Origin of the sequence: Variovorax sp. J31P179, assembly GCF_030316985.1 — a bacterium.
In the GTDB taxonomy this organism is placed as follows: Bacteria; Pseudomonadota; Gammaproteobacteria; order Burkholderiales; family Burkholderiaceae_C; genus Variovorax; species Variovorax ginsengisoli_B.
The window spans coordinates 16,030-28,573 of record NZ_JASZYL010000029.1 but is presented as its reverse complement, the minus strand read 5'-3'; the positions used below and the strand labels follow the sequence as shown (position 1 = coordinate 28,573).

Below are 12,544 nucleotides of genomic sequence, written 5' to 3'. Positions count from 1 at the left end.
GCTCGCCGCGCAAGGTCGCCTTGGACTGTCGCCTCAGTTCGGCGTCGGCCGGGTGGCCTCGGCGCGCATTTGCACCGGATTGGGCATCGAGGAGATGACCTTGCTGTTGACCGGGCGCTTGCTGCTTTCTTCCCTCGATCCGTGGGGTTGGGGCCCACGGCTTTTTGTGCCAGTGGCGCCTTCATCATCGCGCCGTCGACGATGTGCCTCGTCAACCTGGGCAGAGAAGGTGTGGAAGGCCCAGCAGGACGGATCCGTGGCATCGACGACTGGGCCGTTCGAGATGGTCCGAGCATGCCCCTCGACGCTCACGCGGGCACATCCGCGCGGTCTTCTCATGGACCGAGATGGCCGGCCTGTCATGCCAGGCAACCGCGGCAACTACACCTCGCGGCATTTCGACGAAACGGAAGGCGCGCTGGACCTCTTCGGCTATGGATGCTGGCCGCGCAGTTGGCGGTCTTATAGAGGAAGAACTGAAGGACGTTCGCGAGGGCTTCGGCCCTCCCCTGGACGGGATCGATCAGGAGGCGTCTACCCAATCGATCGGCATGACTTGGCGCCAAGCCGGAGAGGCGCTTGGTCTGTGGGTTCCATCGGCGGTCGAGCCGAGCGAAAGCAACATCATCCTGAACCCCGATCACCCGGCATTCCTGCAGGTGGTGGTCACGGTCGAGCGCAACCCGTTCGAGTTCGACGATCGCATGTTTCCCTCAGCCGCCTCTTCTTCCGGATCCAAGCCCCGGGCGCAGCGGAGTGGCGGCGCTTGCTTTCGTGCGAGCGGCGCGATGCAACACCGCCGGTGCCCTTGAGGGCCCTACATGAGTTCACGCCTGGCGTGATGGATGAACAATTACGCTAACGCGGCAGCCCGCCTCGGTCGAGGTCTACCGCGACATGTGGGGCACCTTCACCGCCTGGTGCCTGGGCCAGTCACCGGCCGTCACCCTGGCGTCGCTTGACCTGCGCGATCTGCAGGCTTTCCAGGCGGCGCGCTTCGGGCGCAAGAGCTCTGACATGTCGCTCTCCCCCCGGCATGCGCTTCGGCTGGTGCGCCTCGTCGATCGGGTCCTGCGCCACCATGCGGCGCAGACCGGCGAGCCGCCGAATACGGCGGCTTCCGACTGGCTGGCCGACCATCCCGAGGTTCGGTATGCGGAGGCTGCCCATGCCGATCCCCTGCCCGAGTTCCTTTCGGTGGCCGAGGCGAAGCATCTGATCACGTTCCTGTCGGACGCGCGACCGCGGCCGGGGCTTTCAGGTGCACGGCGCGACAGTCACGCCGCCTTCACCTGGCAGGAGCTTCGCAATCGGTGCGCGGTCGCCCTGCAGTTGGGCGGTGGCTTGACGCCGGGCGATGTCCGCGCCCTCACCCTCGCGTCGCCGATCGCGAGGGGCGGCCGCGTTCGCGACAGGCCCTGGAAGGTCTCCGTGCCGGGCGATGGGAATTCCGCTGCGCGCGAAACGCCGATCGCGCCCTGGGCCGGCGAGCTGCTGCAGCACTGGCTGCAGGTGCGGGCGGAAGCCCGCATCGAGGGAGAGTTTCTGTTTCCGTCAACGCGCACGGGCAAGCAGTGGCACAAGGAGTCGCACTACAAATGCGCCAAGAAAGTGCTGGAGGATGCCGGCATCGACAGCCGCGAGGGCGGTTCGTTCCGCCTGCGGCACACCTTCGCCCTGCGACAACTGCGCCGGGGCTTCGAGCCCGAGACGGTGGCGGCCTGGCTGGGCGTCGAGCCCGAGGTCATGGGTCGGTACCGACGCGTGGTGGCAACGCCGATCGATGTGGTCTGACCCCGGGGACGCAGCACGGTGGCGACTGCCGACCGCGCTCGGGTTTCAGCGGCCCTGGCTGAGCCTTTCCCGCCCTTGGAGTGTCAGGAACTGGCCGCCTTGCGGATCGGCCGTGACCAACCCGTTCGACTTCAGTCGGGCGGGAACCCTGATCTGGTCGGTGGCCACCCGCCGGGTGTTGGCCTCGAGCAGCGCCTCGAGGGTGTGCCACTGTTCGTCGTTGAGCCGGATCTTCGTCATGGTTGCGTCCCTCCTGCCGCGTCTTGGAACCCGGGCAGACTTTGCCAAGTGATTGTCGGCGGTGATGTGCGTTTACACACAGAAATTCGCTGCTGACCGGCTTTCAATTCGCCGGCATCGCGTCCAGGCGCATGGCCGAATCGGCCAAGCCTTCCAGGATGCCGTCCGCCACCCGTGCAGGGAAATCGCCTGGCAAGCTCGCAGTCACCTCCTCGACCACGTCCAGCGTGCGATCGAGGATGTCTTCGATGATGGCCTCGGCCGTGGGGGCGTAGTAGCACTGAGCCGCCATGGCGTTGAAGTGCCGACGCTGCACGTCCTTCATGAGGCAGTGCCGGTTCTTGCCCGCGACCGCCATGGCCAGCTTGGCCCTGTGCCACTTGAGCGGGTTGGGGTCCTTTCCCGCCGCGGGCCAGATGGACATGACGTCGTAGAGCGGCGTCATGCGGTACAGGCCACCGGCGAGCAGGTGGAGGCTGAAGTTCTTGGCGTGCCTGTCCGGTGCGGCCAGCATCCAGAAGAGGATCTGGGCGGTCAGCAGCGTGCGCAGGTCGTCCTGGGCGGACTCCGAGTTCCTGAGCACCTGGGCGAGACGCTGCACTTCCGGCCCGCCGTCGGCCTCGTACTTGAGATGAGGCGATACGCCGAGGGCCTGACAGAAGTCTTCCTGGGGCAGCCGCAAGTACCAGCTGCCGCTGGCATGCAACTGGCGGTCGAAGCGCTTCACGCTCAGCACGCGCTGGTTGCCGAAGGTCTTGATCTCCGTCTCCGCCACCGGCAGGCCGTAGGCCCGAAGGATGGCCAGGCACAGCCATTCGTTCTCGACCGAAGTCTGGAGGTCGATCCTCCTGTTCCCGACAAGGCCGAGCGGGAGCTTGAGGATGTGCGTGGTCGGCGTCGACCCGTGCGGTCGCAACCACTGGCCGTCGTGCCACAGCAGCGCGGTCTTTTCCTGGGCACCCGCCAGCGAGATGCGGAAGTCGTCATCGTCCAGGGGGTGCCCTGGATGCGATGGACGCCCTCTGGGACTTCATCTTCCGGGAGAAGCTGCACCGCACCCGCGCAATCCCGCCCGATGGCCTGCAGCAGATCGAACGGCTCCAGCGAAGCGGTCTTGAACCGGGTCGCGATGCGCTTTCGCATCACGTCGCTGTCCGGAAGCAGGTTGTCGAAGTAGTTCTTTGACGCGGTCACCCTTGAGAAGGGCGTTCCCGTCGACCCCGAAGGGAAGCGACAAGGACAGCGGGCGGCCAACTGCCGAGTCCATCCAGCCCTGGTCGTACTGGAGCTCCACGGGACCGCGCGTGGGAATGCGCCAGGTGCCCACCCTGACGCCATTGGCCCACACGGACAGCGCTTGCGCATGCGTCTTTCTTCCCATGGACCTACCACTCCGCGGCCGCAGGGGGGCCGGCGCGGTCCAGCACCTTGATGCGAAGCTCGTACAGGCCGGTCAGCGCGAGCAGCTGCTCGACCGTCAAGGAGGACGGGTCCGTTTCCAGCACGCTCAACCGGCTCTGGCTGAGGCCGATCCGCGCACCAGCCTCGGCCTGTGTCAGCCGCTTGGCTCTGCGCGCGCTCGCCAGAAGGTGACCGAGTGTTGCATTAGAAAGGAACTGTTCCATGGTGAATACCCGCGTGACAGATATTTGCATCATATGCTTCTCGCACATAAACGCACCATATCCGCATAGCGCATTTTGTTCCGATATGCACCGGGGCATTTGGTCGTTGACGAGCCAGTGACAAGGGGCAATCGAAACACCGACGGCAATGCCAATCCATGTCCTAAGAACCCAATGGATCGATGCGATTCAATCGAATTGGCGCGAGACCACATTTGCACAATGCCTGTCGAGGTGATCCACTCAATGGCACTCTGAAGTACTCAAGTCAGCGCGAATTACCTTGTTTCGAGCTTGGAGTGGCAGAATCACTGTTAGCGAAGGAGATACTTCGCACCTGAACTACGAAAGCAAGCAATGGCACAAACCTACAAGCAGATCCAGAAGCAGATCGAACAGTTGCAAAAGCAGGCCGACGCGTTGCGTGACAGCGAGGTCAAGGGCGTGGTTGACCGCATCAAGGTCGCGATTGCGCACTACGGGCTGACCGCCGCCCATCTGGGCCTTGACTCCGTGTCGAGCAAGGGGGCCAGGAAGAAGGCGCCAAGGTCCTCCTCCCAGTTCAGCGACGGCGCGGGCAATGTCTGGTCGGGCCGTGGCCCGCGTCCGCGTTGGCTTCGTGATGCGCTGGCCGCGGGCAGGTCGATCGACGAATTCCGGGCGGGTCCGAGCACGAAGTCGAAGCTGGCCTCCGCAATTGACAGCCTGGAAGCTGTAAAGCCGGCAGCCAAGGCGAAGAAGGCCAAGCGCGCACCATCGAAGGTCACCTACAGCGATGACGCCGGCAATTCGTGGACCGGCCGCGGTCCGAAGCCCCGTTGGCTGAAGGCTCAATTGGACAGTGGCAAGACACTTCAGGATTTCGCGAAATAGCAAGCGCTGAAGCACCACATCTATGTTTTCGCGCGGAAGCCATGGTTTTGCTTCAACGCCGAAAACGTCAAGAAAGAGAAGGCAAAGCCAAGTGCTGCGCCGGTATTTCCCGCGGCTGGCAAGTCCGACGCCGCGACTGGAACGAAAGAAGCCGTGCTGACCCGCACGACCAATCCGAGCGTCGAAACGGATCCGTAAAAGCGGTACGAGCAGTTGGTTGCCGAAGAGCGAAGAAAGACGCCGCTGCGGAGAAATTTGCGTTGGCCACAACGCCCCGCCGAAGGAATGGACGACCTACAGGTATCAGACTGGGCAGACCATCCGTACGCCTATTTTCTTGACCGAAGAGCAGGCACCCGCTTGGCTCGCCGAGCGCGCAAAGGCAAGGGCGCCCTGCATCAACGTCAAGCTCAGACATGGCCAAAGAATCAGCCGTCGAATGCCGCGAAGGTGCTTGGATGTCACGTCCTCTACTTTGCCCGGCCTTCGGCACGCCGAACATTGGTGCTACACCGGAGAACTTCTCATCCAGTAGTTCGTCCCCGGCGAGAGCGCGGAATCAAGCGGCGAGCATCGGCTCGTACGTGCGCGCCGGCATGCGCCAGTCGATGGCTTCCAGCAGCATGGAGAGCTGCGCTGGCGTGAGCGACACGCTGCCGGACGTGGCTTGCGGCCACACGAATCGACACCGCTCGAGGCGCTTGGGCTTGGCCCGCAGCATCAGTCCTTGACCATCGAACCACAGGACCTTCAGGATGTCGCCGCGCTTGCCGCGGAAGACGAAGACGTGGCCGCAGAACGGATTCGCTGCAAGCGCGGTCTGCACCATGGCGGCCAAGCCATCGAAGCCCTTCCTCATGTCGGTGTGGCCCGCCACGATCCACACGCGAGTGTTCGAGGGAAGGCCGATCACGTGCGCCGCGCCAACACGTCCAGCACGACGCCCAGTCGTTGCGCATCGACCTCACCATGCAAGCGAACACGTGCGCCGTGGATCTCAATCTCGATGATCTGGGGCTTTGGCGGTGCACACGGCAGCGACGGGCTTACCGGGGACGCCGTCTGCAGCCTCACCGGCAACAACGCCGGACCGGCAGCGCGTCCTTGAGCCCCATGCAGAACGATCCAACGACGCAAGAGGTTTGCAATGACGCCGTTCGTCATGGCCGTAGCGGCAACTGACGCCCCGGGCACCAAGCACCGCCGAACGAGATCTGCCTTGAACGCATTGGCGTACAGGCGCTTGCCATTGCTGAGCACGCGCACCACGCCGGTCGGCAAATGCTCTGTGTGCTCTCTCTCAGGGTTTCCATGCTGCGTCCACTACTCATGCCAATGGACGCAAGCGTGCTGCGGTCTCTTGGTCAGTTCAAGAGGGTGCTGAGGCCGCGCTTACGACGCTCTCGCTTGACGCACTTCTCAACGAAAGCCAGGCAGCGTCGACAGTTCAAGGACGAGACCGGCACGGTGTATATCGCCGTCCGGCCGAAGCTCGTCAATGCAGCGCTCGACGCGCTCACGGCTGCTGACCGTGCAGAGTACCTGGCAGAGCGAGAACAATCAGAACGCATACCAAGGTCTTGTGTTCTGACCCACAGATGGAGCCGAAACACCGCGAAGTCCCCGTAAACCTTCACCTGAGCAGGTCGTGACGTCCTTGATGTGAGACTTTACGGGGAGCTGAACACGAGCAAGATCGCTTTTTGCCGTCGAAACGAAAACTAAACGCCCTCTTTTGGCACAGGTGGTACCGAGACACCGCGAAGTCCGCAAACCCTCACCTGAGCGGGTCGATCGGCGGCGGTTGTTCATCGAAAAAGCGTCTCGGAGGGCGCTCCGTGCGGGTTTCAAGCGGCGGGGGTCTGGGGCGACTTGGTCCTGTCGGCCTCTGCCCTGACTAGACCTCGACCACAAATCCTGGGTTGAAACTCTGGTTCTCAAACTCCCCGTGCCAGTTCAAGTAGCCACGCGGGTTCGAGATCACGCGGCAACCGTCCACCTCGTAGTCAAAGCTGTCATGCGTGTGCCCGTGGACCCACAACACCGGGACCTCAAAGAACTCGGGCAACATCTCGTTGACGAAGCCGCCAGAGGACCAGTCCTCGGCATACCTCGGTGCCAGCGACTTGCGATGAGGTGCATGGTGGGTCACCACGACCGTTGGCCCATTGAACGGCTCGGCGAGCTTCCTGCGAAGCCAAGAGCGTTGCCGCCGGTGAATCAGCAAGGTATCCATCGGAACCAGGCGCCGGGAACCACGCGAGTTCGATGTGTGCGCGTCATCGACTCGGATTGCTGAGTAGTCGGCAAGGTAGCGCGAGCTCTCCGTCATCGAGCGGTACCGATCAGACAGCATCCGCACTGGTTGTCCCGGGAAGCCCGGGTTGTCGATGCGCAACGCAAAGTCCGTCCACAACGTACAGCCGAGGAAGCGGGCGCCGGCGATCACCACCTCGTCACAGTCGAGGAAGTGAACGCCCTGCTCTTTCGCTTGGCGGCGCATCGCCGCCTCCTCCTCATCAAGCACAGACTCGTAGTACTCGTGGTTGCCTGCGATCTGGACGACGGGCTTGTCCGCAAAGCGCGCTGGGTCCCGGAGCCAGCGCGCGACCGCGCGACCGGGCGCCACGATATCGCCCGCCAGGATGGCCACGTCGTAGTCAAGATCCTTCGGTACCTCGAAGGACTCGAACTCAGCATGAAGATCAGAAAGGATCAGAAGCTTCATCTTCGATCAGTGCGCGTCATCGATGGCCGCGGCGAGGACACGCTCGATCGCGGTACCTCTTTCGAGAGCCACTCGCGGCGTCAAGCCTTCCAGCGCAGGCGCCGGCGTCTCAAGGAAGACGAGGATCAGCCACGGCTCGTGCGTGCCCAGCGATCCGCCAATGAGTTGAATTGCTGACCAGACAGACGGCTCGAACTGCCAGCGGGGAATCCTCAGCGTTCCGTCGGAACCGGCAAGCCCAATACACCGGCCGCCACTGATCCACGTGGCGATCGTCGAAGCATCCACGTTGAGGAGCGAGACAGCCTCTGTGACGGTGATCATGTCGACCGCTCGCAAGCGTTCGCGACGGTACTTCTGCCCCCCGCGAAGCAAGGCTTCTGTCTCTGCGACTGTAGCGTAGAGATCTTTAGTCACTTCAGAGGTCCATCTTTGCAATCTGGCAATTGGAGCACCAGACCGGGATCAAAGGTCTGGTTCTCCGTTCTGCCACTCCAGCTAACATAGCCGCGGGGGTTGCACACGATACGGCATGAGCGGACGCGGTAGTCAAAGCTCTGGTGTGTGTGCCCGTGCACCCAAAGCACCGGCACGTCAAAGAACGTCTCGGGCAGTTCGTTGACGAAGGCGCCTGACACCCAGTCCTCGGCGTAGCGCTTCGCAAGCGAGCCACGATGCGGTGGATGGTGCGTGACGACCACGGTGGGCCCAGCGAACGGTTCCGCGAGTTTCTCGCTCAACCAGGTTCGCTGCCCTTGATGAATCCTGAGCGTGTCTTCCGCCCTCAGCTTCCGACCTTGACGGCTGCGCCACGTGTCCGGCTCCGCGAGTTCATCGGCCGTCCGGATCAGGCTGTAGTCGTTCAGAAGATTGGTCGCTCTCCTCATCGCCAGCGCCGCATCTCGACGTAGACCTCCGGGTGTTTCGACCGCCAGATCGAAGTCCGTCCAGAGCGTGCAGCCGAGGAAGCGAACACCTTCGATCACGATCTCGCCGCCATCGAGCAGGTGCACCTGGCCGCCGGTCGCCGCGGTTCGGGCCTCCGACTGGGCCAGATCCATTCGGCTGTCGTAGTACTCGTGGTTCCCGGAAACGTAGATCACCGGCTTGCTGGCGAAGCGAGCCTCAGCCCACTCGACGGCACGCCGACCGGGCGAATGGATGTCTCCTGCGAGGATCACGACGTCAAATTCGCGTACCGGCGGAGGCTCGAAGGGCTCAAACTCGAGATGGAGGTCGGACAGGATCAGAAGCTTCACGCTAAAAGTCGTTGTCGAGATCGGTGCGTTCGGATGGCGCCGCCAAGCGGAAAGTCGCACGAAATTGTTCAAGCACCTCGGGTGGCAGACCCAGCCATTCCTCGATGGGAGTTCCCCGCTCGAACAACGCCAACAGCTCCGTAAACGTCGGGTAATTAATCAACGCCGCACGTGCAAGCTGCTGAACATGGTCCGATAGACGCCCTCCGAAGAGTTCGTAATGGTCATAGGGCCGGAACCAATCGCACCGAGCAACTTGTCCGCTTCGATCAAGGAACGGTAGCGGTCCTCGGGCGTCACAGACCGAGGGTGATAGCGCTCGCAAAGGCGGATGTTCTCGCGATCCTCATCGGTGAAATGAGGACGTAGCGGGTCTGTCGGGGTTTCGTTCATCTCAGCTCCTTCTCGCAGATTTGCTGCGCACATCACACATCGACCACGAGCGCTGGGTCGAACTGCTCGTTCTCCGGTGGCTGGCTTGCAGACAGGTAGCCTCGTGGATTCGACAGCACCCGGCAGTTGCCGACGCGATAGTCGAAACTGGTATGGGTATGCCCGTGGACCCAAAGCACCGGGACCTTGAAGAACTCTTCAGGCAGCTCACTGACAAACGCACCAGAACACCAGTCGTCCGCATAGCGCGCAGCCAATGATTGCCTGTGCGGCGCGTGGTGCGTCACCACGACGGTGGGGCCGACGAAGGGCTCCGCCAGTTTTGTGGCCAACCACTGTCGTTGAGCTCGGTGGAACGCGAGCGTGTCCTCGGGCGTAAGGAGTCGATGGTCGCGCTCGCCGCCTGGGTCGAGAAGGTAGCGGCCGGTTGCACCCACAAGTTCCTGGGCCGACATCTCGGTACGGATCACACGGTAGTCCGACAACCTGCGTCGAGATGTCCCAAGCGACCGGGGCACATGTGAATAGGGTCCGATGTGCGAATCGATGCGCAGCGCGAAGTCGGTCCACAGCGTGCAACCGAGGAAGCGCACATCATAGATCACGACTTCGCTGCAGTCCAGCGCATGGACCTTCGAATCTCTGGCAGCTTGGTTCATCTCTGAAGCGACAGATTGGACAACGCCTCCGTAGAACTCGTGATTGCCAAGCACGTAGATCACTCCTTTGGCGCAGGGAAACGTCGATGCCCTCTTCGCCCAGTGGCTTGCGCTCGCAGCCGGCACCGCGATGTCGCCGGCTATGATCGCGACGTCGTAGCCATCAGTCGGCGGAACGAAGGGGTGCCCGAACTCAAGGTGTAGGTCGGACAGAATCAGCAGTCTCATGGGACAGACCTTTCAAAGTGAGCCCGCAAGGCAGCTTCCGCTTGATCGTCGAAGCCGATGAATGAACCACAGACGACCAAGTGGTGCTTGTAGTCATCGAACTGCCACTCGGCGTCGTCAAGCGCCACCCATGGGTCGCCGACTGCATCGTGAAGTTGCAACCAAGCGATGATCTCCCCTTCTCGATGAGCGAACCGATGAGGAACACCGAACCCGCTGTGGGGCGTCGCGCCGAGAATCCGAGCCCGAATGTCCTCGGAGAATGGCCTCAACAGCGTCTTGTACGCGAGCTTCTCGCGCCAACTCGAACTGATGACAATCTTGACGTGAGGAAATTGGCGCAGCAACGCCTCCAGGCGGGGCAGGAAGCAGAAGTCCGTGGAACCGTCGGGATGACTCGCGTCTCCCTCCGGGTGCAGCACACCGTCGAAGTCGAGGAACAGGATCACGTCCCTCCCCTTTCGTCGAGCGGCCATGCCAGGCGTGCGCCGGTGGCAAGGTCCACGGCGCGTGATCCTGTCGTTGGGAAATTGCTCATGTCGATCACGCTACTTGAGCGGCCTCCCAAACAGAACCCATGTGCCCTTGAGGCCCATCGTTTTCCATGCGGTGCACGAGGCAGAGCGACGCCCAGGGCCGCGGTCGTTGTTGATCTCCGACGGCGCGCCACAGACGATGCATGAGGATCTGAGCTTCAACTCGACCTGCAGAACGAGTTCGTTGATCGCGAACACCAACGAATCTACCGGTTCATTCGATCCGACTTCTTGCCTGTGCACCTCCGTCGGGCGGTGGATGAGCGTCGCGACACGCCCTTTCCCCTCCATCCGATAGGCGAAACTCGGCGAGCCGAACTTCTCTCGCAGTCTCGTCCAACGAAACCCCCTCTTATCAGCACCCAGAAGGGCATCGATGTCAGCGCAGGTATTCGCCACGGCCGGCAACCAACCATGAAAGGAGACATAGGCACGACGACGGTCCTCCCCTTCGAGCGGGAACATATACAGGAAGCGCGCCTGCAAAGCACACGGCGTGTTGTCATTCGAATGCATGTTCAACTCCTGACCACAACAACTGGGTTTTCGTCGCTGCCACCGTCCTTCGGCTTGCGCGACGTCGTCGGGACCGCTCCACTTGATTTCGGCATGTCGAAGTCGCGGTCCTCAAAATGACGGCGCCCTTCGTAGGCGGCCGCGCCCAAGGCCCGCTCGATGGCCATTCGGATCTGCCGCGGCGTCATCCACGCGAGGCGGCAGACTTGCAAATCCGTTGGGCGGGCAAACGCCATACGAACCTCTTTCAACGGCACTAAGCGTTCAATCGTCGCCTCGAAGATGCTGTGCGCGAGCACCAGGCGCCCGTCGATGTCCGGTTCCTCGATGACGAATTCGAGGAAGCGCGAGCGCACCGGTTCACTGATGCGATCAGCATTGTTGGCCGTGGCTACGTAGACGACATGACTCGCATCGAACTCGAAGTCGACACTGACGTCCTTCACCTTCGACGCTGTGATCGGTTCGAGCAAGGTAAGCAACGCATCCACAGGGCGGTAGTTGTTGCCGCCAAGCGCGCCCTTGTCCAACTCATCAAGCAAAACGACTGGGTTCGCCTTCTTGCCGAGTACGACGAGTTCCCAAAGCGCGCCGACGGCCGAGTTCGCCCAATGCCGCTCCGACCCACGCAAGGCGGAGTTGGACTGCGGATTGTCAAACGGCTGCCTGTGGACCGTGGTCTGCAGGACCTCTGCAAGGCGATGGGTGAAATGCGTCTTGCCGACCCCGGGCGCGCCAAGGAGCAGGATCGGCTGAGGCGTTGCGGGTCGGCCCGACAGATCAGCGAGTGCCATGGTGCGCTGGATGGCGCCTACAACCGGCGAAAAGTTCGGCATCTCAGCAGCGAGTCGCTCGAGATCTTTCCGCCAGGTTCCGGTCCGAGCGATTGAGCGCCACGGCCCGTTGGCCATGGCCTTGGCAAAGTGCTGAAGGTCTCTCGTGATGATCTCTCGCTCAACAGCGGAGGGGTGCTTTTTTAGCGAGTTGAACCGCTCGCGCGCCGCATCCCAGTCGAAGACTGAAACGCTATCCTTCGGTGCCGGCGGCAGTTCGTCGGGAATCGTCAATGCCTGAGCCGCCTGAAATGGGGTGAGGTTTCGAGCAACTGAGCTTGGTGGCGGCGCTGGAGAATTGCGCAATGCCTCGTCTAGCCTTGCTCGTTGTGCAGCATCTGCTTCGGCTCTCTTGCGGGCGACCTCTTCGCGCAATAGGCGATCGCGTTCGAACTCTTCAATCTCGAGTCGTTCCAGCAACCAGGTCGGAACGAGCAGTTCAGCAGGCGCATCGAGGCCGCCAGCAACTCTGTGAAGGGAGTATCCGGGGAGATTCTTGCTTTGCTTCTTCTTGCTGACCATTCGGGGCTCCTGGCGGAGCCGAATCGGTCAGCTCCTTAAGACGGGGAAACGAGGGAGGGAAGAGGCGAAATCGCCGCTACTTTCCGCATCGAGGCACGGGTCGACGAACCCGTGCAAATCGTCATACGCGCGGCCCAGCGCGCGTCGGTATCGACGCGATTGCTGGTGGCGGTTGAGGAGGTCAACATGACGAGATCGCTGGTCTTCAAGAGGAAGTGTTCTCGATCTTAGCGGCAGCATCGGTAGCGACGCAATACTTGGCGTCACGAAATTCCAACAAAGCCCCGGCCTTCGCGCACGCAGACTTTGTCGAACCGGGTCGAAGTCTGATGCAGCAT

General features: G+C 62.2%; 15 protein-coding genes and 2 pseudogenes. 3 read left to right on the top strand and 14 right to left on the bottom strand.

Translation table 11 applies throughout. The features are described from left to right. Positions 1-110: 110 nt before the first annotated feature. A pseudogene (locus tag QTI17_RS35285) lies at positions 111-200 on the bottom strand (IS5/IS1182 family transposase); the annotation flags it as partial. A gap of 234 nt (positions 201-434) precedes the next feature. On the opposite strand from QTI17_RS35285, the gene QTI17_RS34385 reads away from it, so the two are divergent. Together QTI17_RS34385 and QTI17_RS34380 are read left to right on the top strand one after the other, a co-directional pair. Continuing rightward, the gene (locus QTI17_RS34385; protein ID WP_286538634.1) at positions 435-812 is read left to right on the top strand and encodes an RES family NAD+ phosphorylase; all 378 of its coding nucleotides are present in this window, start codon (positions 435-437) and stop codon (positions 810-812) included. An 85-nt stretch (positions 813-897) separates the two neighbouring features. After that, on the top strand, positions 898-1,794 hold the full coding sequence (locus tag QTI17_RS34380) for a tyrosine-type recombinase/integrase (protein WP_286538633.1): 897 nt from the start codon (positions 898-900) through the stop codon (positions 1,792-1,794). Between the two features lie 45 nt (positions 1,795-1,839). On the opposite strand, the gene QTI17_RS34375 is transcribed toward QTI17_RS34380, so the two are convergent. The 3 genes and pseudogenes from QTI17_RS34375 to QTI17_RS34365 form a co-directional block, all read right to left on the bottom strand. After that, positions 1,840-2,034: a hypothetical protein gene (locus QTI17_RS34375; RefSeq protein WP_286538632.1), complete on the bottom strand. Its 195-nt coding sequence runs from the start codon at positions 2,032-2,034 to the stop codon at positions 1,840-1,842. 103 nt (positions 2,035-2,137) lie between these two features. Next, positions 2,138-3,415, bottom strand: a pseudogene (locus QTI17_RS34370) (type II toxin-antitoxin system HipA family toxin). A 4-nt stretch (positions 3,416-3,419) separates the two neighbouring features. Then, positions 3,420-3,659: a helix-turn-helix domain-containing protein gene (locus tag QTI17_RS34365; RefSeq protein WP_286538630.1), complete on the bottom strand. Its 240-nt coding sequence runs from the start codon at positions 3,657-3,659 to the stop codon at positions 3,420-3,422. A 357-nt stretch (positions 3,660-4,016) separates the two neighbouring features. On the opposite strand from QTI17_RS34365, the gene QTI17_RS34360 reads away from it, so the two are divergent. Then, on the top strand, positions 4,017-4,532 hold the full coding sequence (locus tag QTI17_RS34360) for an H-NS family nucleoid-associated regulatory protein (RefSeq protein ID WP_286538629.1): 516 nt from the start codon (positions 4,017-4,019) through the stop codon (positions 4,530-4,532). A 559-nt stretch (positions 4,533-5,091) separates the two neighbouring features. Here QTI17_RS34360 and tnpB read toward each other — a convergent pair. The 10 genes from tnpB to QTI17_RS34310 all read right to left on the bottom strand — a co-directional run bounded on the left by tnpB (position 5,092) and on the right by QTI17_RS34310 (position 12,206). Then, the gene (tnpB, locus tag QTI17_RS34355; protein WP_286538627.1) at positions 5,092-5,445 is read right to left on the bottom strand and encodes an IS66 family insertion sequence element accessory protein TnpB; all 354 of its coding nucleotides are present in this window, start codon (positions 5,443-5,445) and stop codon (positions 5,092-5,094) included. Beyond that, positions 5,442-5,813, bottom strand: a complete 372-nt coding sequence (tnpA, locus tag QTI17_RS34350) for an IS66-like element accessory protein TnpA (protein ID WP_286538626.1) — start codon at positions 5,811-5,813, stop codon at positions 5,442-5,444. Before tnpA ends, tnpB begins: the two co-directional genes overlap by 4 nt. Before the next feature lie 616 nt (positions 5,814-6,429). Continuing rightward, a complete protein-coding gene (locus tag QTI17_RS34345) occupies positions 6,430-7,260 on the bottom strand; it encodes a metallophosphoesterase (protein ID WP_286538625.1) in 831 nt (276 codons plus the stop codon). A gap of 6 nt (positions 7,261-7,266) precedes the next feature. Further along, the gene (locus tag QTI17_RS34340) at positions 7,267-7,584 is read right to left on the bottom strand and encodes a helix-turn-helix domain-containing protein (protein WP_286538624.1); all 318 of its coding nucleotides are present in this window, start codon (positions 7,582-7,584) and stop codon (positions 7,267-7,269) included. A gap of 89 nt (positions 7,585-7,673) precedes the next feature. Beyond that, positions 7,674-8,519, bottom strand: coding sequence for a metallophosphoesterase (locus QTI17_RS34335; protein WP_286538621.1), 846 nt, complete (start codon positions 8,517-8,519; stop codon positions 7,674-7,676). Positions 8,520-8,678: 159 nt separating this feature from the next. Beyond that, on the bottom strand, positions 8,679-8,912 hold the full coding sequence (locus tag QTI17_RS34330) for a hypothetical protein (RefSeq protein WP_286538619.1): 234 nt from the start codon (positions 8,910-8,912) through the stop codon (positions 8,679-8,681). A gap of 32 nt (positions 8,913-8,944) precedes the next feature. Beyond that, positions 8,945-9,799 (bottom strand): metallophosphoesterase, encoded by an 855-nt coding sequence (locus QTI17_RS34325; RefSeq protein ID WP_286538617.1) that lies wholly within the window; start codon positions 9,797-9,799, stop codon positions 8,945-8,947. After that, entirely contained in the window at positions 9,796-10,248 is a 453-nt protein-coding gene (locus QTI17_RS34320) for an HAD domain-containing protein (protein ID WP_286538615.1), read from the bottom strand. Before QTI17_RS34320 ends, QTI17_RS34325 begins: the two co-directional genes overlap by 4 nt. A 99-nt stretch (positions 10,249-10,347) precedes the next feature. Continuing rightward, positions 10,348-10,851, bottom strand: coding sequence for a hypothetical protein (locus QTI17_RS34315; RefSeq protein ID WP_286538614.1), 504 nt, complete (start codon positions 10,849-10,851; stop codon positions 10,348-10,350). 2 nt (positions 10,852-10,853) lie between these two features. Continuing rightward, positions 10,854-12,206: an AAA family ATPase gene (locus tag QTI17_RS34310; RefSeq protein ID WP_286538613.1), complete on the bottom strand. Its 1,353-nt coding sequence runs from the start codon at positions 12,204-12,206 to the stop codon at positions 10,854-10,856. Positions 12,207-12,544: the final 338 nt, after the last annotated feature.

What these genes read in the sequence shown, in the direction of transcription:
- QTI17_RS34345 (WP_286538625.1), bottom strand. Translation starts at nt 7,260, where the DNA reads ATGAAGCTTCTGATCCTTTCTGATCTTCATGCTGAGTTCGAGTCCTTC.
- QTI17_RS34330 (WP_286538619.1), bottom strand. Translation starts at nt 8,912, where the DNA reads ATGAACGAAACCCCGACAGACCCGCTACGTCCTCATTTCACCGATGAG.
- QTI17_RS34340 (WP_286538624.1), bottom strand. Translation starts at nt 7,584, where the DNA reads ATGATCACCGTCACAGAGGCTGTCTCGCTCCTCAACGTGGATGCTTCG.
- QTI17_RS34380 (WP_286538633.1), top strand. Translation starts at nt 898, where the DNA reads ATGTGGGGCACCTTCACCGCCTGGTGCCTGGGCCAGTCACCGGCCGTC.
- QTI17_RS34315 (WP_286538614.1), bottom strand. Translation starts at nt 10,851, where the DNA reads ATGCATTCGAATGACAACACGCCGTGTGCTTTGCAGGCGCGCTTCCTG.
- QTI17_RS34360 (WP_286538629.1), top strand. Translation starts at nt 4,017, where the DNA reads ATGGCACAAACCTACAAGCAGATCCAGAAGCAGATCGAACAGTTGCAA.
- QTI17_RS34365 (WP_286538630.1), bottom strand. Translation starts at nt 3,659, where the DNA reads ATGGAACAGTTCCTTTCTAATGCAACACTCGGTCACCTTCTGGCGAGC.
- QTI17_RS34375 (WP_286538632.1), bottom strand. Translation starts at nt 2,034, where the DNA reads ATGACGAAGATCCGGCTCAACGACGAACAGTGGCACACCCTCGAGGCG.
- QTI17_RS34385 (WP_286538634.1), top strand. Translation starts at nt 435, where the DNA reads ATGGATGCTGGCCGCGCAGTTGGCGGTCTTATAGAGGAAGAACTGAAG.
- QTI17_RS34310 (WP_286538613.1), bottom strand. Translation starts at nt 12,206, where the DNA reads ATGGTCAGCAAGAAGAAGCAAAGCAAGAATCTCCCCGGATACTCCCTT.
- QTI17_RS34325 (WP_286538617.1), bottom strand. Translation starts at nt 9,799, where the DNA reads ATGAGACTGCTGATTCTGTCCGACCTACACCTTGAGTTCGGGCACCCC.